Genomic DNA, 21,739 nt, shown 5'->3' with positions numbered 1-21,739 from the left:
AGATACCTGGACCCGCGCATACGAGGTCCCCGTCCATGCGTGAACGTCCCTCGTTCGATCCATACGAGGACGATGACGGGGACGATACGTGGCAGCAACGTCTGTATGGACTGCGCCAGCCATTGGAGCCCGAGTCGGGCGAAGACGATTCGCCGCGCTATCGGCCCGACCAAGGAGGCCTAGCATGGCCGTGCCCGTCGTGCGAATCGTTCCGCACCGAGCAACGGCACATTGCACAGCGCATTTGCAGCGCGATCGGCGCCGCAGCCGGAGCGACGAGCGGTACCGCTGCAGCGCTATCCGGTGTGGAAACCGGCGCAGCCGTTGGTGCGCTCGGCGGTCCCGCTGGCGTGCTATGTGGCGGCATAGCCGGAGCCATCCTGGCCGGACTCGTCGCGGGTGCCGCTGGCTGCGCAACGGGTGCAGTTCTCGGCGAAGCGCTGGACCAGAAAGTTCTCGACAACATGCTGTGTCTGGCGTGTGGTAGGACATTTACTGTTCGTTCGCGCTGAAGTTGCGCACGAACGCCCTTCCTATCGTCCTCCCATTCTTTCATTCATCTCGCCCGGCACAAGCCGGGCTTTATGCCTCTTTCATAAGGAATCCTCTCATGCATCTCGTCGAAAGCATGGCCTGGACCGGCCAAGAACCGTGGCACGGCCTCGGCAACCAACTCGCCCCGAAACAACCACTCGAAGTCTGGAGGCGCGCTGCCGGCATGAACTGGAGCATCGAAGAGGCCGAAGTGCGCTTCGTCGCCGCCGGCAACAAAAGCCTCGGCTCGATCCACGCCTTCCCCGAACAGAAGGTGCTCTACCGCAGCGATACGAAGATGCCGCTGTCCGTCGTGTCGGCCCGCTATCAGGTCGTGCAGCCCGAACAGGTACTTGAGTTCTATCGAGACCTGACGGAGGTTGGCGGTTTTCAACTCGAAACGGCCGGTGTGCTGAAAGAAGGTCGCAAGCTCTGGGCGCTCGCCCGTACCGGTCAGTCCGGGATGCTCAAGGGCAAAGACGAAGTGAACGGCTATCTGTTGTTGGCGACCGCCTGCGACGGCACACTCGCTACCACCGCGCAGTTCACGTCGGTACGTGTCGTCTGTGCGAATACGCTTGCGATCGCGCTGGATCACAACGTTGGCGCGGTCAAGGTACCCCATCGCTCGCAGTTCGATGCGGCTGCCGTGAAACGTCAGCTCGGTATCGCCGTGTCGTCGTGGGATGCATTCATGGTACGGACCAAGGCGCTCGCCGAACGTAAGATCACCGACTCCACGGCTGAAGCGTTTCTGCGACGCATACTGACGTACTCGACCGCCAACAACACCGACCGCGAAGCCATCGCCGTCAACGAGCGCGCGATCAAGGCGGTCAGCCAACTCTACGCCGGTCGCGGCAAGGGTGCGGATCTGCCTTCCGCATCGGGTACGGCGTGGGGTTTGCTGAATGCGGTGACCGAGTTCGTAGATCACCATCGCCGCGCCCGTACCGACGATCACCGTCTCGATGCGGCCTGGTTCGGCGCGGGCGCGGCGCTCAAGCAACGGGCATGGGATGCGGCAATGCAACTTGTCGCATGACCAAGCCCATACCGCGTCTGGCCGTCGACATGCGGATTCAGATCCCGCGCGGAGTCGGATTACGGTTCGGTGGCCGTTACGCCACGATCCTGCAAATCAAACCCCAAGGCACGACTGCCCACCTCGGAAACGGAAAACTCGTGACCTTCGCCTACGACGCGTTGCAAGACGCATTGCGGCGCTCCAACTCAACGTAGCGCCCTTCCCCCGTATCGACTCACCTTCGGCCCGATCAGATTCGTCTGCCGGGCCGCTTTGTTTCTGGAGGTCTCTTGAACACCCCTCACGCTGAGCCGCCGCGCACACGAAAGCCTGCGCTGAAGCTCGTCAAGACCAGCGAACTGTCGCGCGACGACTGGCTCGCCGTTCGCCGTACCGGCATTGGCGGTTCCGACGCCGCCGCTGCTGTCAACCTCAATCCCTACATGAGCGCGCTGGAGTTGTGGCTCGACAAAACCGGACGCGCAGAAGGCATGCCCCGTCCCGATCCTGCCGATACGACTTCACCCACGTATTGGGGCACGTTGCTGGAGCCGATCGTTGCGGCCGTCTATACCCAGCAGACCGGCAACAAGGTTCGCAAGGTCAATGCCGTGCTCCGTCATAGCTCGATTCCGTGGATGTTGGCAAACATCGATCGCGAGATTGTCGGTGCGCACGACGTTCAGATCCTTGAATGTAAGACCGCTGGAGAGTATGGCGCCCGACTCTGGCGGGACGGCGTGCCGGAATACGTACAGATACAAGTACAGCATCAGTTGGCCGTTACCGGCAAGACGGCGGCGCATGTCGCGGTCCTGCTTTGCGGTCAAGCACTCGAAGTTCACCGAATCGAGCGCGACGACGCACTGATTGGGCGGCTCATCGAGCTGGAAGCGCGGTTCTGGCGGTTCGTGGAATCTGATACACCGCCGCCCGCTGACGGATCTGAATCGGCCGATCGCGCGCTACGCCATCTGTATCCCGGCAACGGCGGAGCGATTGATTTTACCGACGACCGCGGCCTGTCATCCGTGTTTGCCGATCTGGTCGCCGTGCGGGCCGAGATCGAAGCGCGTCAGCAGCTCGAAGCGCAGTTCAAGCAGACCATTCAGCAGGCAATGGGTGACGCAATCCGGGCTGTATTCGAGACCGGCTCCGTGTCGTTCAAGCGCAGCAAGGATTCGTCGTCGGTCAATCTCGATCGTCTGTTGGCCGATCACCCGTCGTTCGAACAGCAGTACGCCATCTCCAAGCCGGGTTCCCGGCGCTTTCTCGTTTCCACCTGACTCCCACCCACCATGACGAATCTCGAGTGTCTGTCGGACATCATGACTTTTTCGCGATACGGCGCGCTCGCACAGGCGTTCGTGATGGACGCACTCAGCAAGCACGCCGAGCGCGTTGCCACTATACCGCTCGAAAAGCTGCAAGAGCAGTTCGGCGTTCATCCGCTCATCAGCGCTCGCGCCTGGCACGGCGTCGCCCAGGAAATCCACACGAAGCTCGAAGCGCACTTCGCGCGGTAGTCAGCGCAGTTCGGTGCTCGCCATTCCCCTCCCCTTTTCTATTCAGAGGACCACATGCTCAAAGGCCTTGCTATTACTCCGCCTGTTGTTGGTCGTATCGCAATTGGCAAAATTGTCGAAAAAAACGGTAAGCGTCTCCCGGAAAAAGACGACGCTTTCACCCTCACCACCCAAGTCCAGCAGCGTGGCGAGTGGATGCTCCACCCGCTGAACGAAACACTGCGCAAGGCGACAGCCGGCAAGTTGCGCGCGATTCCGGTTCGGGTGCTGTTCAACGATCCCGACTTGAACCTGCGGGCCGAATACTCACTGTTCGACCGCGATACCGGGCGACCTGTCTGTGTCGGCAATGGAGAACAATGTCGACGCGTCACCGATACTGGTATCGAAGCCCTTCCCTGTCCGTCGCCGGACGGTTGCGTGTTCGGTCGTCAGGGCGGCTGCAAGCCCTACGGTAGGCTGAACGTGATCGTAGGTGACGACGACGAACTTGGCTCGTTCATCTTCCGCACCACGTCGTATAACAGTATCCGGACGCTCGCCGCACGCCTGCACTACTTCCGTGCGGTGTCCGGCAATCTGCTGGCCTGTTTGCCGCTGGAACTGAAGTTGCGCGGCAAGTCGACCACGCAGAGCTACCGATCGGCCATCTATTACGTCGACCTGGGCGTACGTTCGGGAAGCAAGCTCGAACAAGCGTTGATCGAGGCGAAGGAACTGGACACTCGCCGCCGGGATGCCGGATTCGATCAAGCCGCGCTCGATGCCGCCGCACGGCTCGGGTTCGCCAACGGTGCATTCGAGGATAGTCCGGACGAACGGGCCGCCGTTACCGAGGAATTTTATCCACCGGATGCGCCGCAATCGGACACCGGCGATGGTGGTCCCACCGACACACCTGCCACGCTTCGCCAGAAACTCGAACGCAAAGCCGTCCTGCTCGGCGGCAAAGCAGCATGAGCGTTCGACGCTGGGCGCTCGCGCTGGCGACGCTGGCAACGGTGACCGCACTCAGTCTGTCGATTCTGGCGGGTTGGCAGCGCGGCGGCACGTTGCCGGAACGGCTCATCTGGATCGCCATCGGCACGGTGCTCGTCACGAGTGCGCACCTGTTGCCGGCGCTGATCCGCGATATGCCGATCCGGGTTCGTACCGTAGGTAGTCTGCTATGGGGCGCATGTCTGGTCACGGCGTGTTTTGGTCATACGGTCTTCTTCGCTTTCGCCCAACAGCATGCAGGCGAGCAAAGGGCGTCGACGGTACAGGTGGGTTCGGGTCCGTCGCCCATTCGCAGTCTCACCGCCGTTATGGCGGAACGCGCCGCCGTGACCGCTCAGCTCGCGACAGCCAACGCCCGTTACTGCGTCGGCAACTGCGTGACGCTGGAAGGTCGGCGCGTCACGCTCGCGGCCAGGATCGATGCGCTGAACGCGGAAGCTGATGACATCCGCCGTCAGCAAGTCACGGTGGATCGAGTCACGGCGCGGCGTGACGCGTTACTCGCCGATCCCGTCACGTCACGAGTCGCTGCGTTACTCGGCACGACGACAGCTCACGTCGATCTGCTGACCGGTCTGATCTTCGCTGCGGTACTCGAGGGGGTCGCATGCCTGTTGTGGACCGTCGCGCTTCGGTCGCCGTTACCGAAGCCATTGCCGGCCGTGACTGGCGTTACCCCGGCAACAGTCACGGTGATGCCCGCAGTGACTCAACCCGCAGTCGTGCCAGTCACGGGCACGCCGAACGTGACTCAGCCGGTAGTCGCGCCAGTAACGGATACGGTCGGCATGACTCGATCGGGAGTCATGCCCGTCACGGCGAGTCACGACGACGAGACTGTTAGTCGCAATTCCGTGATGCCGAGTCACGACTATACGACCGACAGTCATGCGCCGCGCGACGACCCGGTTACGCCGTTACCGATCGTCGATCCCACTGACGACCACCTATCGCAGCTTGTTCGAGATGTCGCGGCCGGTCTCGTCCGGCCCACCGTCGCCGACATACGCCGTCATCTGGGCTGCTCTCAATCTCGGGCAGCCGAACTACGCCGTCAACTCGCCGAACACAACGTTACGGCATAAGCAGCCGGGCCTCGCGCCCGGCTGTTTTCCGTCCGTCTTCCCTCACTTTCACATCGTCATGCCACATGGACACTACCGATCTCGTCAAAAGCATCAGCATTGTGAACCTCGCCAATCAGCGCGTCGCCGTCGTCGAACACGTGCGCACCGCCCTCGATCTGCTCGGCGAAGCCCAGGCGCTCGCCAAGGCTGCGCATCTCGGATTTCCCCGTCTCGTGCTCGATGAGAGCTACGGCTGTCGTGGCCGCCCCTCCGTCACCGGAGAATATGCCAAGCGCGACGAAGCCGAGGCCGCCATGGTGCGCCTCATCGATGTTCGCGGCTGGGATTACCTGCTGTCGGAATCCGGACTGCGCACCTTCATGGACGCCAAGGCCCGCGAACAGTGGAGTAACCAGATCGCCGAAGGCGACGTGCCCGAATTGACGGCCGCCAACATCGAAGCCACCTTCGCGCAACTCTACGGTGCGCGGGGCGATATGTTCGAACGCGGCGTGCTCCAGTGCTTCCGGAGGCTGTCCTGGGATTACAAGACAAATCAACCCTTCAAGTTCGGCCGACGCATCATCGTGCGATACCTGCTCAGTTCCGGTTCCCCTAATCACAGGGTCACCAACGAGCTGGACGACTTGATCCGCGTGTTCTGCATCCTCGACGGCAAGCCTGAGCCGGATCATCGGAACGGCGCGTACTGCCTCGTCTCTGATAACCGACAAGCCCGCCGCAGCGAAGCCGAGAACGACTACTTCCACCTGCGCTGGTTTAAAAATGGTAACGGGCACCTGACGTTCAAACGGCCCGATCTGGTCGACAAGATGAACTTGATCCTCGCCAAGCATTACCCGAACGCGCTCGCGTCGGAAGCACGGTAGTTTCCCTTTCATCCGTCACGCGCACTTCGCGTCGCATCTTTCCCTGTCTCTGCGACCACGTATCCGGTTCCGCCGGAAGCCTGCGCTCGACCGCTCTCAGGAGAACATCATCATGAATTTGCCGTCCACCCGTCACGCCGGTCCACGCTTCAAGCTCGGTCGAATCTTCGCGACGCCGGCCGCGCTGGAGGTCATCGCCGACGCGCGCGTCTCGATCATCGACCTGCTGATCCGTCATATGCGCGGCGACTGGGGCGAATTGTCCGAATCCGACCGCGAGCAAAACGAGCTGTCGGTCGACACCGGGCTGCGCCTGCTGTCCAGCTACGTGCTGCCGAACGGACAAACCGTCTGGGTCATCACGGAGTGGGATCGCTCCACTACCACCTTCCTGTTGCCGGGCGACTACTAGCGCTCAGCGGGGCAAGGACGACATCGGCTGGTCCAACAGCGCGTCAATAAAGGCGTGCGGGTCAACATCCAGCACCCGCAGAAAGTCCAGCAGTTCAACCACATCGAGGCGGCGGACACCGCTCTCGACCTTCGACACGAAGGCCTGCGGCCGTCCGAGGCGATCCGCGACGTCCTGTTGCAACAGGCCGCGCTGCTTGCGCAAGTCCGCGAGTAGCGTCGCAATCCGCTGATAGCGGGGATCGTGGATCGGATGGGTCATGAAGAAATTCTAGATACACATAGAGGATATTCTTTATCCGTATACGGTATATTTAAGGAGGATTACATGTTTCAACTCATCTGGCTGTCCAGCATTGCCGCGACGGCGCTTGGCATCGTGTTCGACATGCACCGGCTGCGCGCCAGCCGGGTAGGCCTACGGCCGGTCGGTTGGGTCGTCACATCGGTCTGTGTCGGACCCATTGCCGCGGTCGCTTACATGATCCGGAGGCGGTCCGCACGGGCAGCGCTGGTCGACGCGACCTGGCAACTCGTTGGGGACAAGACGCACCCGGTTGCCGTCCGGCGCGAGCGGCTGATCGCACTTGAGCACAGTGGCTTGCTCGGCACGCCGATCTTCCGCGCCTGCCTGGCTGCGCTGGACGCGGAATCCATCAAGGCAGCCACCATGAAGGACGCTCCGCTACCGGCTAATGACGGAGATACGAGCAGATACACGTAAGGGAAACGATGTTGCAACCGACCGCGTTTAACCGCGCTCATCCGAAAACGGAACGTAACCCTGGCCTGAGTCCTGGCAGCAGTCTATCCCTCGTATGCCAGGACCATTCGCCGACAGGCTCGCCCTGTCGGCATTTTTTATTCCGGCTGCCCGGAACGCGCCGGGCACCACGAAGCGCCTGCCATTTCATCAATCACCACTGCAACGGGAAACGAAATCATGAAGAACAAACGTCACATCGGAATCGTCCGCTTCGCGTTGTGCGCCACCACGGTCACAATCCTGTCGGCATGCGGACAGAGCACGCCTTCGGAAAGCGACGCGAAGCAGGTCGTCGCGAGTGCGCTCGGTGACTGCAAATATTTTGAACTCAGGGACTTCCAGAAGGTGAACGGTCTTCCTGGCGACTCCGGCAACGACTACCGTGTGGATGTCAAATACACCATTCGCCTGTCCCCGGACAGCGACATCAAGACCTACGCCAGACAGTGGAAAGACCAGTACGACAAGTATCAATCGCTGAACGCCGACGCGGAACAGAAAGCGAAACAGTACTACGACAACCAACAGGCCTTCACTGCCGCGAATCCCAACGATCTTGACGCGGGACGCACGTTCGAGCAGCAACATCAGGACGAGTACCAGGCGATGTCAAATGCAAAAATTGAAGTGGGCAACGCAGCCGCGGCGCTTAATAACACCGCTCCCGGCCTGGTCTTCCGGCGCGCTATCGTTCAGGCATGTCCCAGCATTGATCTGCGGCTTCTCACCAACTTCTTCAATGGAAAGGGAACCGATTACAGCAATGACGTCGACGTGGAGTTCACCCAAACGCTCGACATGGTCAAGACGGACAACGGATGGCAAGCTGCGCGGTAATGACCGGCATTCCATACTGCGGCGATAGGAGTTCGTTGTCGTTACCCAAGCACAACCATAAAGGACCGCTCAAGTGATGGACTTCCGACGAAGCGACGCTCCTTCCGACGAACTGCTCCACGTCGCCGCCGCAACGCTGCTGTTGCTGGCAGGCGCAACAACCTGCGCGAACGAGACGTCGCCATGGGGACACGAATGCGCGCACAAACTGATCGACGCATTGCTCGCACTCTCCACGCAACACGGATTTGCGCAAACAGACGTATTGCGCGCAAGGCTAACCGCCGGCACCCGCTCCAAGCGTACGTGGCTGCTGGCTGAAGTGGCGTTCAGTGCGGTACCCGCGTCAGCCCTTCTCAAAGTCGTCCGGCGTTCGGGATTTCATACCGCCCCGCACGAACCCCGCCGCGCTGGAAAGGCGTAAGGCCAATGCCACTGACAGGGGCAGATTCATGACGTAAGAGGCAGGTGCGCAACGGCGCACCCGCCTTCGCTCCTTCATTCTTTTTTTTGGGCAGTTTGGGTGCCACGAGTGATCGTGGAGTCTCCCGCTCGACCTGCAAATCGCCCCCGCCAAGGGCGCTAGCCGACCGTGGATGTGCGACTCTCCACGGCCTCCGGGTAATGCAGCGCAAAGAATTGATACGTGAGGATTCTACTATCGCACCTTATCTCGATAGAAACACATCAGTCACTTCACCGCATCCTTAATGGCTTGCCAATTTTTATTCTCGACCCACACGAAACGACAACGTCCGCCACTACGTCGGGCCCACAGCTCGCCGATACGCCGCTTTTCATCGCTATCTCGCCCGTCGGCAATATGCGCCCCCTTATATTCAACAGCTATGATAACTCCGCTTTTCATCTTGACGATGAAATCCGGGTAGAACTTATCGGAGGCGGTTTGAAGCCAGAACGACGAATGCTTTTGTTCGACATTACGGACCCACCACTCAACATCATCGAATTGGTTCGCAATGAACTCAGCACACTCAAATTCTTCGCCGTTGCTCTTAAGGTTTCCGATTACCCGAAAAAAATGGCGCTTGAGCGGTAATAAACCGGTGTACGGGGTATCGTAGGCATATCTACCTTGCTCGAATACAACAAAGTGCTCATCACGGATCTCAAATTTGGATTCGTCGCCAAATAGCTCGTCGAAGACCGTCTGTTTAGCCAGAACCAAACCGCCGACGAGCTTCCGCTCGAGCGCACCACGTAGCCGAAATTTCCGGTACGCCAATTCGTCCAGCTCAAATTTGCGATCTTTGAGCAAGTATGTCACTGCGGCATTCAACCACGCTGCCTTCCGACCACCGTCGGAATAGGGAAAGCGCAGGTTGCTGTCCAACCAATGAACAAGGTCGGTGACCTGCCATCCTTCCTCATGTCCAAATAGGGCAAACTGACTATCCAATTTGTCGTAGACATCACACTCGATTTTCTCAAGTTGCGAGATTGTGAGAGATGCTCGACGCATTGCTTCCACGTCATGTGCAAACTCGCTTTGCGTAAGCTTATAGTCGAACTCATCTACCTCCCAGTCGGCATCTAACAAGGGAGTTTCGTCAAAAACATCGAAAAATCCGTGCTGCTTAATGGCGAGCAGTGGAATCTTGCCCGACTCGCCTTTCTCTGCGGGGGTCTTCTCGTGTGCAACTGGAGCAACGCGTATAGCTACCATAGTGTCCAGCTGCTCTCGCACTGCCTTTGCAATCAGCGGCTCCTTAAACGTCTCGGCGATCTGTTTGAGTTGCGCTGCGTTCACCCCCCCCTTGACGGTCAGCGTTCCAGATTCCGGCGAAATCTCGATTTTTTCCCGTAGCACTTTCGGCAGCGCCGCCACTGCCCCCAAGTCAGGCAGAACAACGACATTGTCGGCTTCCGGTAGAGGAATTGTGAGGTCGTCCTGCGGTGAGAACAAATCGCCCATCGGCTCATCGCCCATCTTGGTATGGATGAGATCCTTGGTTTCAAACCGCTCGAAGCCGCTCTGCACGAGACCGTCACGCAAGCCGTGAACTGTAGCTGCGAGTTCTCCGGACACTACATACGCGTAACTGCAATTCAAGGCTTCTCGATGCTTGCGAATCACATGCGGCATACGCAGAATACGACCTAGTACCTGTTCAACCGCAGTTGCAGACGTTGTGTTTCGAAAAGAAAATAGCACATAGGCAAACGGGCAGTCCCAGCCTTCGCGCAATTTGTCCACTGTAATGATGAATTGCGGGTAATCTGGATCACCGAGCTTCTTACCTGACAATTCATCGACTGCCCCGGTGGCAATGGCGATCGACTCAGCTGATATCTGGAAATCATCAATCAGGTGCTTTCTTACACGCTCAGGAGTAAACGTCTCCTTGTCTTGAGCGCTTCGCTCAGCCTGAATCAACATGACGACAGGGTTGATCACTTCCCCGGACAAATTACGCTCTTCCTCTGCATCCCTTTCCAATTGCCGCACGCGAGCGATTGCTTCAGCGAGCGAAACGCGCCACTCAGGGTGTATCGCCAGTTCCAGCGGGAGCTTCAGCATATCTTCCGCCTGCAAGGTCGCAGCAGACACACTGCGAAGCACATTGGACGGCTGACATGCTCGGTCAGGTGTGGCTGTAAGTTCGAGGATGCAGGATGGGTCTAGACGGACAAGGGTATCGACCGCCAACGGCGTACCCTGATTGTGAGCTTCATCCACGATCACGAAAGGACGGCGGAGGCGTATAACATCCAGCAACGAGCCCTCACCCTTTTGCGTGCTGGATACTCCGGTGAAATGGGATAGCAGCGCCCCATTTTTCCTGTACACACGCAATCCGTCTGCGGTGTCGCGTTTGAAGCTCTGCATCGTCGCAACAATGATGGTTGTGCCGGCGTTAAGTGTCGCCGGTTCGACGTGCAGCGCGTCATCTATATCGAGAACATGCACGGCTCCGAGTAAGTCGCGCATATCCTGATTCAGCAGCTCGCCTTTCGTCTTGAGCGCATGGAGGGTTTGCTCGCGGATCGGGTCCGACGGCACCAACCACACCGCCAGCAAATTGTCCGTCGCGAGAAACGACTCTCGAACCTTTTTGATGGCTTGCCCAGCGATGCGCGTCTTGCCGCCACCAGTTGGAACTCTCAAACAAACGTATGGAGTGGACTCAGCACCCGGCAAGGGGTGATATGACAATGCATGTCCAAAATGAGCGGCCGTACTTTCGGCGAAAGCTTCTGCAGGACTCTTCAACTCTCTAGTACGCGCCAGGAAGCCCGCAAAAGCTTCCAGCAGGCTCTCCTGAAACTTCTTCAGTCCACTATTATTCAAAACCATGTCTTGGCCGCCAATTCGTAGGGAAGTTGATGGAAAGCAATCTTGAGCTTCGCCAACTTTAATTTATCGAAGCGCGTGCGAGCACCATAGACAACTGTCGGTCCATCGAAGTCTGGCAGCGCCTCTCGCAAGTGCTGCAAAGTCCGTGTATTCAATACATTGCCACCGCTTTCTGCCTTATCCCCCAGAATTCCGTTATATAGGAGAAACACTGCCCGACCTTCGTGGATTCCAAGCAAAGGAGACTTCGTGGTTCCGGTGAAACCAGTCCCCGTCTCCGCAAACCACACGAAATCGGCCAACTGGGCAAACGTCACATCGGGGCGAATCTGTCCATCAGCGGCGAATAGCGGTTCGGCGGATAAACGACAATATTGAAATCCGCCCCCCAATCCTTCGATCGAATCACCCTTACCGTTTGCATATCCTGTCACAACACGCTTGACACGCTCGGCGGTGACTGTTCGAGCGATCGACTCTTTCATTTCGGTCAAGATAAATCGTCGCTTATGGCCGTCAGCGCGATTCAGCTTCAGCACCGCGTGAGCGGTCGTTCCAGAACCAGCAAACGAATCGAGAACGAGATCCTCGGATGTTGTCGTAAAGCTCAGGAGTTCCTCAATTAGTTCCGTTGGCTTGGGGAAGTCAAACGGTCGCCGGTCTTCGGAGATGATCGCCTTTAATTCGTTCGTACCGATCCGTCCGTCGAGTTCAAACAGGCTCGACAGCTTTGCACGGTAGTCTTTCGCATAGACCTTTAATTCGACGAGTTTTGTTTCGTCACTTCCAAACAAGATTCGCCCTTCCCGAATGAGGCGCTGCATTGTTTCCTCTGGAAAGCGATATCCCATCATGGGCTGCTGGCAAGGACGCTTAGTTTCAGGATGAATAACATCGTATCGGTAGCCCTCCTTGCCCGGGTTGTGAACAGCGCGCATACCCGTATAGACGCCACCGCCATCGATGAATTTGTAATCCTCAAATGGCCAAAGTTGCGACTTATTCTCTCGATACCATCGGGTATAAGCCGCTTGTCGATTTTCCGAATCTTGATATTCTTCGATAAATCGATCGCCAACTTCCAACAGCTTTGCTTTTACCTCAAGCGTCGATGACTTCCATTCACTGGCAATATTCCGCTTGTCTCTTGCATAGCAAAGCACGTACTCGTGCTCGGTTGCAATTTGCGTAGGGTTGTTGTCAGTTGCATTTTTCCAGACAATCATGCCGATGCGATTGGTCATGCCAAAAATTTCGTCGAGCAACAGACGAAGATTTGCAACCTCAACGTCATCGATGCTGACAAAGATGACCCCATCATCGCGGAGAAACTCCTTCAATAAGCGCAGACGGGGGTACATCATGCACAACCACTTATCGTGCCGACACAAATCTTCGGCTTCAGCACCAACAACTTTGCCAAGCCACTCGCGAATTTCCGGACTGTCAACCCTGTCGTTATAGATCCAACCCGCGCGTTTTCCATCGTCCCCACGGTCATCTTGCCCCGTGTTGTAGGGCGGATCAATATAGATGAACTTCACTTGACCAGCATATCTCGGCAGCAGCGCCTTAAGAGCAAGCAGGTTGTCCCCTTGGACTATCAAGTTGCCACTTTCGGGATCACCGCAAGACAGTTCCGGCACCGGCTCCAACAAGCGAAACGGTATGTCCTTGTGATGTGTTTCAACGGCTTCTTTGCCGATCCAGTTCAACGTTGGCATTAACTATCTCAAATTGAATTTTTATTGTGCAAATCCGCGTTTGAAGCATCGACTTGCAGGCCATGCTGTTTCGCATAAGTAAGGATGAGCACTTCCATCATCGATGAAACGGAACGATGTTCTCGCTCAGCGGCCATTCGTAACAACTGCTTGATGTCCGTCGAGGTTCGAATTGAGAGGGTTTCGTCTTTCGGGCGCTTCATGAGGCGGTCTCGAAATCAATGTGCTGCAAATGTACTGCATTTTGCAGCTTTCTGCCAGCGCATCCGACCATGCTATGGCCCAAAATTTTCTGGCGTCGATTTGTGCACTAACGATAGGCGCAATGCAGGCGATGTGGGTTGCTACTTCAGCATGTTCCTCTGAACGGAAATGCAACGCCCCACATCAACATGCAGTCGGGTTACGAATTGCCACGACGGTCCAGCGAACAAGCCCCCCGACGCCTGAGCCATCTCTGAGACAGCCGTCCCACACATATTTGGGGACACATATTGCCGCCGATCTGACGTCGCGCAAGCAGCGGCATACGCGGGTGCGCATTGGCGCACCCGTTTGCCTCGGCAATCACCTTTTTTGCTCTTTCGGACGGTAACTCGCAGCAGCGATCCCCGGTCGCTTTCCGGCGCGACGCCAATATAATCGTCCACAGCAGTCAAGGACCGTCAGGAACACCATGGACTATCGCATCAGTTTCGAATACAGCCTCAGGAACAACCCGGACGAATTCATCGTTCATGTTCCATCGCAACTCGCTGAGGGAGTGCCAGCCAATATGCGACGCGCATTATTACCCGAATACATCACGGAGCTGATTCTGAAGCGCTCGCCGCAGATGGGGAAGGTTCGTCATCTCCTGATTCTCTGATGGCGAGAATCAGGCTATTCTCCCTCCCGTCGAAAAAAGGGCGAAGATCGGACAACGCATGTTCGAAGCTCGCGAGCTTCGAACATGCTGCTATGCGCCGGCCGTCTTGGTACGAGCCACTTTGCGTCCGTCGACTCACCACACTTTGGAAAAATGACTGATACGAACCTACTCGAGCTGCAAAAACAACTCGGCCATCTCAATCTGCTTGTAGAAGATGCCAAGCAACGAGAAAAGCGAGCCATACTCGTCGACATCGGCGAACACGTAAAAGAGTACGGCATCACCGAAATCGAGCTACTACGCGCCGCTGGCTTCATCAAATCCAAGCGGCAGAAAGCACCAGCCAAGTACTACGACCCGAACTCAGGAAACTCCTGGACCGGTAAAGGCCCGCGACCGAAATGGCTGGAGGACAAGAATCTTGATGACTATCTTATCCGCGAGGCCCCACAGCCGTGGTGGCCAGAACGCACCTGATCGATCACCCGATCTTGACGATCGATACGTAGCCCTGTAACGCGAGCGGCGTCTGGTTCTGTGAGCCGAGCACTTTCGCGAAGCCCATCCAAAGTGCACTTCCGCTTCCCCAACTTGCCTGCACGCCGCAGACGCGCAACGAACCGAGCACGCCGGACATTGAGGCACTGCCCACCGGAGCGTCCGGGTACTGCTGTACGGCGTATTGGTAGATGCCTGGGAATGCATAGTTCTGTCCGACTGCGAAAGCAATCTGCGCCGGCAACTGATACGTGTCCGTTGCCGGCGCGAGGATCTTTGCGCTACCAGATACGAGGTAGGTACCAGCCGGGATGGTAATCGTGCCATCGGCATTAGTGGTGTATTGAAAGCCGTTGGCGGCCGAGACGCCGATATGAAAATCGGGCTGGTACCAGTTCCCCATGTCGATGCCCCGGCCACCATTGGCCTGCGCGCCATGGCCGAGTTCGATCGTCAGCACAGGTAGGATGCCATGCGGGGCCGGCAAGTTGGTGAGCTGACTTCCGTCGACAGCCGGCAATTTACCATTTGGGTCGAGCACGACAACATCGCCGGGCGCGGTACCCTCCTGCGATTTAGGGATCGCGGCCCCTGCCGTCGCCTCCGCGCTCGTGGCTGTTGCTGCGATCGCCTGAAGACCCGGACCGAGGCCAGTGATGGCATTCCCAAGTGCGGCAAGTGCCGAGGAAAAGGGCTGCTGAGAGCTTATTGTCACGATGTACTTTGGATACGAAGTTAGTCCATAGGATTCAGTTTCCCCATCGCCGTCGCGTCACAGCTGCCGTATCGCCGTCGCCGAATTGCCCAAGGGAAATTGCGCGCCGACAATGCGATCGGCGGACGGTTCGGCCGTATACTTCGCGGCCCCACACTCGACGCGGTTTCTATGCGACAAATTCTCATCTGCGCGCTGATGGCCCTCGCCACGCACGCCTTTGCTTCCAACTCGTGCCCGCAGTTCAGTCCGAAAGGTAAATCTCCGGTCGTCGTCAATCCTCGGATAGCCGCGAAGACGCGCCTCCTGTGCTATTCAGACTTTGAGGTGTTGCACTCGAGCATCACGCACGGACCGCTTTGGTCAGCCGAACACCTGACCCGTTCGCACCTGGCGGCGGCGAAGAACGAGATCCGCACGAACCGATTCTTCGAGGAGTCGCGGTTGCCTAACGGGGAAGGCGCGCGACTCACCGACTACCGCAAGAGCGGCTACGATCGAGGACACATGAGTCCGGCTGGTGATCGCTGGAATGATCGGGCAATGGCCGAATCGTTTACTCTGGCGAACATGGTGCCGCAGAATCCGACAAACAACCGTCACCTGTGGGCACACATCGAGGAAGCGGTTCGCCGGGTTGGTCTGCGCGCGACGGACACTTATGTCGTCACCGGGCCGCTGTTCAAGGGGGCAGAATTGACGACGATCGGCAAATCCGGCGTCATCGTCCCAACCCAAATTTTCAAGGTAGTCTATATACCTCAGAAGCGGCTCGCGTTCGCGGTCGTCGCGAACAACACGGCAACCAAGCGCTACACGATCGCGACGGTACATGAGCTCGAGGCACAAAGCGGCTTGCGATTCCCCGGGATACCGGAATCTCTGAAAGACACGCGTATTGGAGGTCTGAATGGAGTTTAGGGCGTTTGCAGATGACTCGACCGTCGTGAACATCCACGGCGACGAGTTCACCGTCACCAACGATCCCGAGCGCATCGTATTGTCGGGTACGTTGGAACTGACGCGCGACAAAGTAGGCCTCGCCGCCGCACTTGCGCTACAACAGACCATCGCAAGCATCGTGGAAGTGCTTCAGCATGATCCGGCGCTTCCCCAACATGTCTGCGAGGAGCCTGCTGCACCCACGGGCAAGATTAAGAATCCGTTCGCGGGCTGAGCGAATCCGTCACCGCTCTCAATGCGATCAGATCCCGAACACACGCCCCGGCTTCGGGACGCACTGGTTCCGATCGCAGTCGTACTCCTTCTAAAGCGTGATTAAGCTGCCGCCGCAGCTGCCCGCCGTCGTGCCAAGCAATCCGGGCGGATTCGACAACGGCCCCGCGCGTACGAGCTCGGCCGAAAAGGTGGTGGAGAGCCCGGAGCGGAAGCCATCTGGCTTGGACTTGAAGAGGTTCATGTCGCTGCTGAAGCTTTACGAGCACTACGCGGCCGCAGTAACGCCGACACTTCTGTATAAGCCGATGCCCTTACCTACGGTTTGCCCGCTAGACGGACTGATCGGCAGTCCCATACTGTTCCGCTTCGAGCCGACGGCGACGTTCCTCCAGTAGCTCGCCTTCGAACATCCAGTACCCTGGCCCGCTCGCGGCCGGCGTCTTATAACCCATGGCATGAAGGGATTTCAGTGCCGCTGCGGAAAGACTCGTGACCTCGCCGTCAAACAACAGCTTCCCGCCGTCCACTACGACACCCGTGACGGACTCGTCACGCGAAAACATCAGGACATCACCCACCTTGATGCCGATCGCGTCCAGATTGAGTTTCGAACGACGTGCCTTGATTTTGTCGAGGGCCTGCTGCTCCTCTTTGTCGATCTCTGCAACGCCCGGCGTGATCTCCTTGAAATCACCAATACTGATAGCTAGGACCGCCTTCTCTGGGTCCAGCTTGAAAAATTCACGCTTCGGATTCAGACGCACGTCCCCAAATAGCTGGTGAAGTGTTTTCTCCAGTTTCACGCAATCTGACACTTCAGCAGCGAAATAGCATTCGAAAGGAAGTGGAACACCAGCATGTGCACTCAACTGCGAGGCGCGTGCTTCAACACTGTCTGTTGTCATGCCGATCTTGATTAGGCCGGGCATAGCCTCGTTTGTCAGAACGTAGACGATCTGGGGCACTCTGAGCCTCTATATTGTCGTGTAGGTGTGGATAAGTACTTGCCAGACAAATATAACGCAAGTCGAGCACACCTCTCGCGGCTCACCACAGGCCCTTAGCGGACTCCGCAAAGCGTCGTCCACATCGCTCCAGTCTCCGCACACATCTACTCCCCCATCGCGGGTTGTAGCTGTTCGGGCGATTTGACGGACAACGCCAGTTGCAATTGCAAGAAATTCGAGCCGTGCCGTGTAACCAAACGCAAACCGATTTCCGAATGTTCGCTGATACAGCAGGAGCGGCGACCAATCCGAATCGTCTCGTGCCGGTCGCCATTGATCGGCCTGCCGCGTACTGTTGACTCGCGGTCTACTTCGCTCTATATGGCGTGGACGATGTCACAACACGCTCGGCCAGTGCGGGCATGCCAAGCGTTTCCAGCATTCGTCGCACGGCCATGGTAGAACGAACTGATGCACCGTTTGGACCGAGGATGATCTTCACTACCAGTTGCTCCAGCGTGACGCCTCCCGCCGCCGCACCTTCGAGTGGCGCGATCCTGAATTTCAGCTTGGGCTCGACCGTTCCGCCATTGATGAAGTAACCGAGCATGCCCGTCAGAATCTGGTTCGGATCGTAGTGCCGTGAGTACACCACCCGCCATTCCTTTTCCTCTCGAAAACCGCGATGCTTGGTGAAAACCGAGAACATGAGAAACCGCTCGAAAAGCGCTTCCGCGCACACGCGAAAGGCAGCGTCGGGGATGTCACGTGCGCCAACCAGTTCGGCGAACTTCTCCAGTATCTGGTCGATCCAGGCAAGCCGCTCTTCGCTTGTCCCATAGGTAACGGGATCAACGCGTAACGGCGAATGAGGAATCTCAGTCAGCGCTGCCGTGTTAAATACGAGCGCCGCACCGCTGCCATTTGCTCCGTATCCCCGCCACATTGACAGAAGACCGTCGTTGTCGGCCGGATCGTGCTCGGCAAAACAGGCAATGTAGATGTCGAACAACAGACCCTTGTCGAACTGTTCGTATATCCACAATACCTGTTCACGGAACTTGTCGTATCGCTCCGGGGTCTTGAAGGCGTTCCTGACGGAATTGTTCTGCAGAAACCGGTTGCGACTATTTACCAGACCGAATACCAGCTCTTCGTAGTCGTTCATGTACAGCGGATTCGAGAACCAGAATTGCTCGTTCTTGACGACCGCCTCCAGGGTGGCGATCGAGCAATAGTGCGCAATCAACGGTCGGAAGGCCGGAAAGCGCTGGTCGACTGAACGATAGTCCTCCCAGATAGGTTGCAAGTACGCGTTGTAATCGAATTTGTCGCTCATGAACTTTTGACCTTGTGTCTTCACGCTATTGCGCTGACTTGGTGATCTGCTGTGTTGACAATTACTCCCCCGAGTCAGTCGCCCGCGACCGGGCCTTCGCGGACTCGGTTCATCACACGCACCTCGCCGTTATGCGCCGATCGCCCGCATCGCGTCGCACATCGCTTGCGGCTGATTCAGGAACGACTGAAAGCCATCGGCCCATATCGCTGCCGTTTTATTTGCATCGACCGTCCAGCCGTTCAGGGCTTTCAGCGCGCTGCTCGGCAAGTCGTACAGCTTGATTCGCAGATCGTGGATGAGCGAAATCTCCCGATCCTCGTAATCAAAATGGATGGCGTTGTACAGGTCGTCCACGTCCCCCTTCCAGTAGCCGACGTAGAGAATCGGCACCCGCGGTTTGGCACGACGCGCGGCCTTGAGCCACGTGTTCAGATGCAGATCCGCCAGACCGCTGCCGAGCACGAAGATCACGTCCGCTTCCATCGCATCCCGACTCAATGCCGAGTAATAAAACGTGTACGGCGTGCGCTGAAGCCGACCCAGCTTGTCCAGACCGGTGATGATGGCGCTACGAGCAATCTGCGTGCCATCCATTCGAGCATCGCCACTCCCGCTGAACGTCGCATACTCGAGCGCGTCCTCGCGTGCTGAATACCACCCTATGTCGCCGATCTCATGCTGATCATCGGGGTGGGGAAACCCCATGTGAATCGAGCCGTGCACGTGAAAGAGGGCTGGCGCACTCCAATGCGACCAGAAGGCCGTCGCATCGAAATCGGCACAATTGCCATGCGATTGCGTGAAGCCCGTGAAATAACGGTCGTTCGTCGATTGCCCAATGAAATCGTCGTAATTTGTCGAATAGACGCGGGGCAGATACGCCATCTCCTCAAGCCCGGCAAAGAACCGCTCAAGGGGCCCAAGCGGTTTCTTTGGCGTTTGACAAACTGCCGACACTTCGCGGTAGATGCAGTCGATCATCGTCCGGGCAGCGGCACGCAATGCCAGCGGCTCGTACGATCGAGTCGCTTCCAGAAACGGCGCCATGACAGGTTTGAACTTCGCGACGGCGCCCGGCGTGACGTGCAGCGCATCCAGCTCGTGTAGCACGTGGTAAATCCGCTCGAAGTGCGCGTCGAGCGGATTCTCGTAGTAGGCGAGCAGTTTGCCCGCGACATCCAGGTACGCGTCCGTGCCGCCGATTCGCTGACAGTATTCGTCGTCGCGCACCGCCGCCTCAATGATCTTGCCGAAATCGGCCGTCACAGGAATGCCATACTCGACTGATGCCCCTGCGCCGACGACGACCAGTGCCCGGCGTTTTTTCTGCTGCTCCATGCGATCCCCGTTGTTAACTATGTGGAGGCCGATTATCACAAAAATACTCGTTGGACCAAGCGAGACAAGCTACAGCCTCGAGTACGACCACGTATATGAAATCGCGCAAAAGTGCCAGCCGCGCTGCAGTTGTGCCCAACCGATCATTGCAGTCGCGGGATTAGCACAATGCGGCTCATGAATTGTCGTTGAGAGCAACGCCGAACTCATGAACCGCATCGCGGCTTAGCCACTCCTGAATCTGGTGATGCTTTATTGGGCCATGGTGATTGAGCGTGAATCGAAGCAAGCGCGCGCAGTATTCAATTGCGAACGGATGATTTGTTTTTGTGACTTCTCGGAAAGAGTTACAGTCATCAGTTCCCGCAACCTTCCTGGCAAAGGTGCGCAATGAACCATCGAAGTTCATTGAATCGCCTGACACCTGAAACGCACCGGCTTCCATTGTGCAGGGCTTATCTGAGTCAGGGTTAGTTGTATCCCTGCCAGCGTCCCATTTCCATGAACTTTCGAAGCCAGCGAGCACGCGCAAGACCTCCAGCATCACCGCTTTCCGGTATTCGAGATTCTCCGGCGGGTACGGCCCGAGTTGAGCTTCGACATCCGAGTAGATTTCGTAAATTGGTTTTGGCTGAAATATGACTGGATCGGCCGTCTTACCCCAAGTTACCAGTTCCTCGAGAAAGCTGTATGGCGCAGAACCTCTGTTGAGGACCGGCTTTCTGCACGCGACAAAATGGGACATCGCAAGTCTCCTTATCCGCGAAACATTAGATCAGGCAAGATCATTTGGAGCCACCCTGCACCTGGGTTGACGGTGATTGGATGGCATAGCTGACACAGGCCACTGCGGCCTTCTGCAGGGCTGCAATACGTGCGTCCTCGCCGTTCTTCGGATCGAAATAGGCGGCCATGGCATCTTCGAACCTAGTCCGTATCTGCTCCCTGGTCTTCACCACGTCCTGGGCGGATAGCCCTTGCTGGTTCAGTATGTTTTGGGCCGAATTTGCCGCACCGGATAGCCCGCCCCATGCAGCGATGGCGACCTTATGCGCTGCAGCACTTGCAGCCAAGGCCGGCACAATGACGGCCCCCGCTACCGTGCCTACCATGGCAATCCCGAACGATGTCCACTTCAGGTTGCTGGCCTGATTCTCGTAACCCGCAAAAACCTTGTTGCACGCGGCAAGGGTGTCGGCAAAGTCTTGTGCCAATGCCTGATCTACCTTCATCTTGAGGTCGCTCTTTTTCGACTCGGACGACTCAGTTGTAATAAACGCGTCAACTCCCCCCGTCACGCCTTCTGTTCGTAACACGGCACGTGTTGATGGGATGCCGCCCTCTCCAAGCACACTTCCTTTTCCAAGATCGACTGGAACACTGCATGCTTGCAAAGAAGAAATCCCGATCAAAAGTACGACGGTCTTTACTTTATTCATTGTGGTCTCCGTCTGTATAAGCCCAGCGCCTTGCGCGCGCCATTTCTTCCGGCCATTTTGAGCAAGGCAAACGGCTGACAGAATCCCCGCGTCGCCGATGCCTACTTGATTCTATCGCCCTTCAAAAATCCATTGTCAATAGACAGACACTTACTCTCCGCACGTACTGCGACCGGTGAGGCGGCCTATACGTCTTTCTACCCGCAAGGTTGTCAAGGAATTAACGCTGTTTGATCACTGAACGGTTATACGACCATCGAATTGGCGAGATTACGCACGGCGAATCAGTCAGATCTTCCGCGCAACTAGG

At 57.4% G+C, this 21,739-nt stretch carries 27 protein-coding genes; 16 read left to right on the top strand and 11 right to left on the bottom strand.

Translation table 11 applies throughout. The annotated features are described in order from the left end of the window. Window positions 1-35 precede the first annotated feature (35 nt). The 8 genes from R9B84_RS00950 (at window position 36) to R9B84_RS00915 (ending at window position 6,455) form a co-directional block, all read left to right on the top strand. The gene (locus R9B84_RS00950; RefSeq protein WP_423758926.1) at window positions 36-512 is read left to right on the top strand and encodes a hypothetical protein; all 477 of its coding nucleotides are present in this window, start codon (window positions 36-38) and stop codon (window positions 510-512) included. 98 nt (window positions 513-610) lie between these two features. Then, the gene (locus R9B84_RS00945; protein WP_423758925.1) at window positions 611-1,579 is read left to right on the top strand and encodes a DUF932 domain-containing protein; all 969 of its coding nucleotides are present in this window, start codon (window positions 611-613) and stop codon (window positions 1,577-1,579) included. A gap of 272 nt (window positions 1,580-1,851) precedes the next feature. Then, a complete protein-coding gene (locus tag R9B84_RS00940) occupies window positions 1,852-2,847 on the top strand; it encodes a YqaJ viral recombinase family protein (RefSeq protein ID WP_423758924.1) in 996 nt (331 codons plus the stop codon). A 12-nt stretch (window positions 2,848-2,859) separates the two neighbouring features. Beyond that, on the top strand, window positions 2,860-3,087 hold the full coding sequence (locus R9B84_RS00935; RefSeq protein ID WP_423758923.1) for a hypothetical protein: 228 nt from the start codon (window positions 2,860-2,862) through the stop codon (window positions 3,085-3,087). 54 nt (window positions 3,088-3,141) lie between these two features. Continuing rightward, entirely contained in the window at window positions 3,142-4,047 is a 906-nt protein-coding gene (locus tag R9B84_RS00930) for a phage capsid protein (protein WP_423758922.1), read from the top strand. Continuing rightward, a complete protein-coding gene (locus tag R9B84_RS00925; protein WP_423758921.1) occupies window positions 4,044-5,171 on the top strand; it encodes a hypothetical protein in 1,128 nt (375 codons plus the stop codon). Before R9B84_RS00930 ends, R9B84_RS00925 begins: the two co-directional genes overlap by 4 nt. 65 nt (window positions 5,172-5,236) lie before the next feature. Next, on the top strand, window positions 5,237-6,043 hold the full coding sequence (locus R9B84_RS00920; protein WP_423758920.1) for a DUF4942 domain-containing protein: 807 nt from the start codon (window positions 5,237-5,239) through the stop codon (window positions 6,041-6,043). Between the two features lie 112 nt (window positions 6,044-6,155). Then, window positions 6,156-6,455, top strand: a complete 300-nt coding sequence (locus tag R9B84_RS00915) for a hypothetical protein (protein WP_423758919.1) — start codon at window positions 6,156-6,158, stop codon at window positions 6,453-6,455. 3 nt (window positions 6,456-6,458) lie between these two features. Here R9B84_RS00915 and R9B84_RS00910 read toward each other — a convergent pair whose 3' ends face one another. Continuing rightward, window positions 6,459-6,716: a helix-turn-helix domain-containing protein gene (locus R9B84_RS00910; protein WP_113046623.1), complete on the bottom strand. Its 258-nt coding sequence runs from the start codon at window positions 6,714-6,716 to the stop codon at window positions 6,459-6,461. Window positions 6,717-6,782: 66 nt separating this feature from the next. On the opposite strand from R9B84_RS00910, the gene R9B84_RS00905 reads away from it, so the two are divergent. The 3 genes from R9B84_RS00905 to R9B84_RS00895 all read left to right on the top strand — a co-directional run bounded on the left by R9B84_RS00905 (window position 6,783) and on the right by R9B84_RS00895 (window position 8,481). Then, window positions 6,783-7,178: a hypothetical protein gene (locus R9B84_RS00905; RefSeq protein WP_423758918.1), complete on the top strand. Its 396-nt coding sequence runs from the start codon at window positions 6,783-6,785 to the stop codon at window positions 7,176-7,178. Window positions 7,179-7,397: 219 nt separating this feature from the next. Then, window positions 7,398-8,057 carry a hypothetical protein gene (locus R9B84_RS00900; protein WP_423758917.1) on the top strand — a complete coding sequence of 220 codons (660 nt, stop codon included), beginning with the start codon at window positions 7,398-7,400 and terminating at the stop codon, window positions 8,055-8,057. A 76-nt stretch (window positions 8,058-8,133) separates the two neighbouring features. Further along, window positions 8,134-8,481 carry a hypothetical protein gene (locus R9B84_RS00895; RefSeq protein WP_423758916.1) on the top strand — a complete coding sequence of 116 codons (348 nt, stop codon included), beginning with the start codon at window positions 8,134-8,136 and terminating at the stop codon, window positions 8,479-8,481. A gap of 267 nt (window positions 8,482-8,748) precedes the next feature. On the opposite strand, the gene R9B84_RS00890 is transcribed toward R9B84_RS00895, so the two are convergent. Genes R9B84_RS00890 through R9B84_RS00880 form a run of 3 tightly spaced genes read right to left on the bottom strand, consistent with a single transcriptional unit; the run spans window position 8,749 to window position 13,303 of the window. Next, entirely contained in the window at window positions 8,749-11,376 is a 2,628-nt protein-coding gene (locus R9B84_RS00890) for a DEAD/DEAH box helicase (protein ID WP_423758915.1), read from the bottom strand. Further along, window positions 11,367-13,100 carry a site-specific DNA-methyltransferase gene (locus R9B84_RS00885; protein WP_423758914.1) on the bottom strand — a complete coding sequence of 578 codons (1,734 nt, stop codon included), beginning with the start codon at window positions 13,098-13,100 and terminating at the stop codon, window positions 11,367-11,369. The genes R9B84_RS00890 and R9B84_RS00885 overlap by 10 nt, the downstream gene beginning before the upstream one ends. Before the next feature lie 8 nt (window positions 13,101-13,108). Beyond that, on the bottom strand, window positions 13,109-13,303 hold the full coding sequence (locus R9B84_RS00880) for a DUF1778 domain-containing protein (protein WP_423758913.1): 195 nt from the start codon (window positions 13,301-13,303) through the stop codon (window positions 13,109-13,111). 473 nt (window positions 13,304-13,776) lie between these two features. On the opposite strand from R9B84_RS00880, the gene R9B84_RS00875 reads away from it, so the two are divergent. After that, complete coding sequence (locus R9B84_RS00875) at window positions 13,777-13,968, top strand: hypothetical protein (protein ID WP_423758912.1); 192 nt, start codon at window positions 13,777-13,779, stop codon at window positions 13,966-13,968. Between the two features lie 153 nt (window positions 13,969-14,121). After that, window positions 14,122-14,448 carry an H-NS family nucleoid-associated regulatory protein gene (locus R9B84_RS00870; RefSeq protein ID WP_423758911.1) on the top strand — a complete coding sequence of 109 codons (327 nt, stop codon included), beginning with the start codon at window positions 14,122-14,124 and terminating at the stop codon, window positions 14,446-14,448. A 4-nt stretch (window positions 14,449-14,452) separates the two neighbouring features. On the opposite strand, the gene R9B84_RS00865 is transcribed toward R9B84_RS00870, so the two are convergent. Next, a complete protein-coding gene (locus R9B84_RS00865; RefSeq protein ID WP_423758910.1) occupies window positions 14,453-15,184 on the bottom strand; it encodes a hypothetical protein in 732 nt (243 codons plus the stop codon). A gap of 171 nt (window positions 15,185-15,355) precedes the next feature. Between R9B84_RS00865 and R9B84_RS00860 the strand changes: the two genes are divergently transcribed. Continuing rightward, the gene (locus tag R9B84_RS00860) at window positions 15,356-16,105 is read left to right on the top strand and encodes a DNA/RNA non-specific endonuclease (protein WP_423758909.1); all 750 of its coding nucleotides are present in this window, start codon (window positions 15,356-15,358) and stop codon (window positions 16,103-16,105) included. Further along, complete coding sequence (locus tag R9B84_RS00855; RefSeq protein WP_423758908.1) at window positions 16,095-16,361, top strand: hypothetical protein; 267 nt, start codon at window positions 16,095-16,097, stop codon at window positions 16,359-16,361. Before R9B84_RS00860 ends, R9B84_RS00855 begins: the two co-directional genes overlap by 11 nt. A 90-nt stretch (window positions 16,362-16,451) precedes the next feature. Here R9B84_RS00855 and R9B84_RS00850 read toward each other — a convergent pair whose 3' ends face one another. Then, window positions 16,452-16,604: a hypothetical protein gene (locus tag R9B84_RS00850; RefSeq protein ID WP_423758907.1), complete on the bottom strand. Its 153-nt coding sequence runs from the start codon at window positions 16,602-16,604 to the stop codon at window positions 16,452-16,454. Between R9B84_RS00850 and R9B84_RS00845 the strand changes: the two genes are divergently transcribed. Further along, window positions 16,578-16,664, top strand: a complete 87-nt coding sequence (locus tag R9B84_RS00845; protein ID WP_423759937.1) for a hypothetical protein — start codon at window positions 16,578-16,580, stop codon at window positions 16,662-16,664. The genes R9B84_RS00850 and R9B84_RS00845 overlap by 27 nt on opposite strands. A 28-nt stretch (window positions 16,665-16,692) precedes the next feature. Here the strand turns inward: R9B84_RS00845 and R9B84_RS00840 are convergent, their stop codons facing one another. The 5 genes from R9B84_RS00840 to R9B84_RS00820 all read right to left on the bottom strand — a co-directional run bounded on the left by R9B84_RS00840 (window position 16,693) and on the right by R9B84_RS00820 (window position 21,429). Beyond that, window positions 16,693-17,328: a GIY-YIG nuclease family protein gene (locus R9B84_RS00840; RefSeq protein WP_423758906.1), complete on the bottom strand. Its 636-nt coding sequence runs from the start codon at window positions 17,326-17,328 to the stop codon at window positions 16,693-16,695. Between the two features lie 349 nt (window positions 17,329-17,677). After that, window positions 17,678-18,649, bottom strand: coding sequence for a DUF2971 domain-containing protein (locus R9B84_RS00835; protein ID WP_423758905.1), 972 nt, complete (start codon window positions 18,647-18,649; stop codon window positions 17,678-17,680). A 129-nt stretch (window positions 18,650-18,778) separates the two neighbouring features. Beyond that, window positions 18,779-19,990, bottom strand: coding sequence for an SIR2 family protein (locus R9B84_RS00830; protein ID WP_423758904.1), 1,212 nt, complete (start codon window positions 19,988-19,990; stop codon window positions 18,779-18,781). Window positions 19,991-20,165: 175 nt separating this feature from the next. Next, window positions 20,166-20,735 carry a hypothetical protein gene (locus R9B84_RS00825; RefSeq protein ID WP_423758903.1) on the bottom strand — a complete coding sequence of 190 codons (570 nt, stop codon included), beginning with the start codon at window positions 20,733-20,735 and terminating at the stop codon, window positions 20,166-20,168. 40 nt (window positions 20,736-20,775) lie between these two features. Continuing rightward, entirely contained in the window at window positions 20,776-21,429 is a 654-nt protein-coding gene (locus tag R9B84_RS00820; protein ID WP_152865198.1) for a hypothetical protein, read from the bottom strand. Window positions 21,430-21,739: the final 310 nt, after the last annotated feature.

The sequence above is a fragment of the Burkholderia sp. NLJ2 genome, from assembly GCF_049487195.1.
In the GTDB taxonomy this organism is placed as follows: Bacteria; Pseudomonadota; Gammaproteobacteria; order Burkholderiales; family Burkholderiaceae; genus Burkholderia; species Burkholderia pyrrocinia.
Note: the sequence above shows the minus strand (reverse complement) of the source record. Positions and strands in the feature narration are given on the sequence as shown.

Coding starts and splice junctions, on each gene's coding strand:
- R9B84_RS00910 (WP_113046623.1), bottom strand. CDS start 6,716: ATGACCCATCCGATCCACGATCCCCGCTATCAGCGGATTGCGACGCTA.
- R9B84_RS00930 (WP_423758922.1), top strand. CDS start 3,142: ATGCTCAAAGGCCTTGCTATTACTCCGCCTGTTGTTGGTCGTATCGCA.
- R9B84_RS00905 (WP_423758918.1), top strand. CDS start 6,783: ATGTTTCAACTCATCTGGCTGTCCAGCATTGCCGCGACGGCGCTTGGC.
- R9B84_RS00880 (WP_423758913.1), bottom strand. CDS start 13,303: ATGAAGCGCCCGAAAGACGAAACCCTCTCAATTCGAACCTCGACGGAC.
- R9B84_RS00945 (WP_423758925.1), top strand. CDS start 611: ATGCATCTCGTCGAAAGCATGGCCTGGACCGGCCAAGAACCGTGGCAC.
- R9B84_RS00830 (WP_423758904.1), bottom strand. CDS start 19,990: ATGGAGCAGCAGAAAAAACGCCGGGCACTGGTCGTCGTCGGCGCAGGG.
- R9B84_RS00870 (WP_423758911.1), top strand. CDS start 14,122: ATGACTGATACGAACCTACTCGAGCTGCAAAAACAACTCGGCCATCTC.
- R9B84_RS00860 (WP_423758909.1), top strand. CDS start 15,356: ATGCGACAAATTCTCATCTGCGCGCTGATGGCCCTCGCCACGCACGCC.
- R9B84_RS00850 (WP_423758907.1), bottom strand. CDS start 16,604: ATGAACCTCTTCAAGTCCAAGCCAGATGGCTTCCGCTCCGGGCTCTCC.
- R9B84_RS00855 (WP_423758908.1), top strand. CDS start 16,095: ATGGAGTTTAGGGCGTTTGCAGATGACTCGACCGTCGTGAACATCCAC.
- R9B84_RS00915 (WP_423758919.1), top strand. CDS start 6,156: ATGAATTTGCCGTCCACCCGTCACGCCGGTCCACGCTTCAAGCTCGGT.
- R9B84_RS00900 (WP_423758917.1), top strand. CDS start 7,398: ATGAAGAACAAACGTCACATCGGAATCGTCCGCTTCGCGTTGTGCGCC.
- R9B84_RS00820 (WP_152865198.1), bottom strand. CDS start 21,429: ATGAATAAAGTAAAGACCGTCGTACTTTTGATCGGGATTTCTTCTTTG.
- R9B84_RS00835 (WP_423758905.1), bottom strand. CDS start 18,649: ATGAGCGACAAATTCGATTACAACGCGTACTTGCAACCTATCTGGGAG.
- R9B84_RS00890 (WP_423758915.1), bottom strand. CDS start 11,376: ATGGTTTTGAATAATAGTGGACTGAAGAAGTTTCAGGAGAGCCTGCTG.
- R9B84_RS00935 (WP_423758923.1), top strand. CDS start 2,860: ATGACGAATCTCGAGTGTCTGTCGGACATCATGACTTTTTCGCGATAC.
- R9B84_RS00925 (WP_423758921.1), top strand. CDS start 4,044: ATGAGCGTTCGACGCTGGGCGCTCGCGCTGGCGACGCTGGCAACGGTG.
- R9B84_RS00950 (WP_423758926.1), top strand. CDS start 36: ATGCGTGAACGTCCCTCGTTCGATCCATACGAGGACGATGACGGGGAC.
- R9B84_RS00920 (WP_423758920.1), top strand. CDS start 5,237: ATGGACACTACCGATCTCGTCAAAAGCATCAGCATTGTGAACCTCGCC.
- R9B84_RS00875 (WP_423758912.1), top strand. CDS start 13,777: ATGGACTATCGCATCAGTTTCGAATACAGCCTCAGGAACAACCCGGAC.
- R9B84_RS00895 (WP_423758916.1), top strand. CDS start 8,134: ATGGACTTCCGACGAAGCGACGCTCCTTCCGACGAACTGCTCCACGTC.
- R9B84_RS00825 (WP_423758903.1), bottom strand. CDS start 20,735: ATGTCCCATTTTGTCGCGTGCAGAAAGCCGGTCCTCAACAGAGGTTCT.
- R9B84_RS00885 (WP_423758914.1), bottom strand. CDS start 13,100: ATGCCAACGTTGAACTGGATCGGCAAAGAAGCCGTTGAAACACATCAC.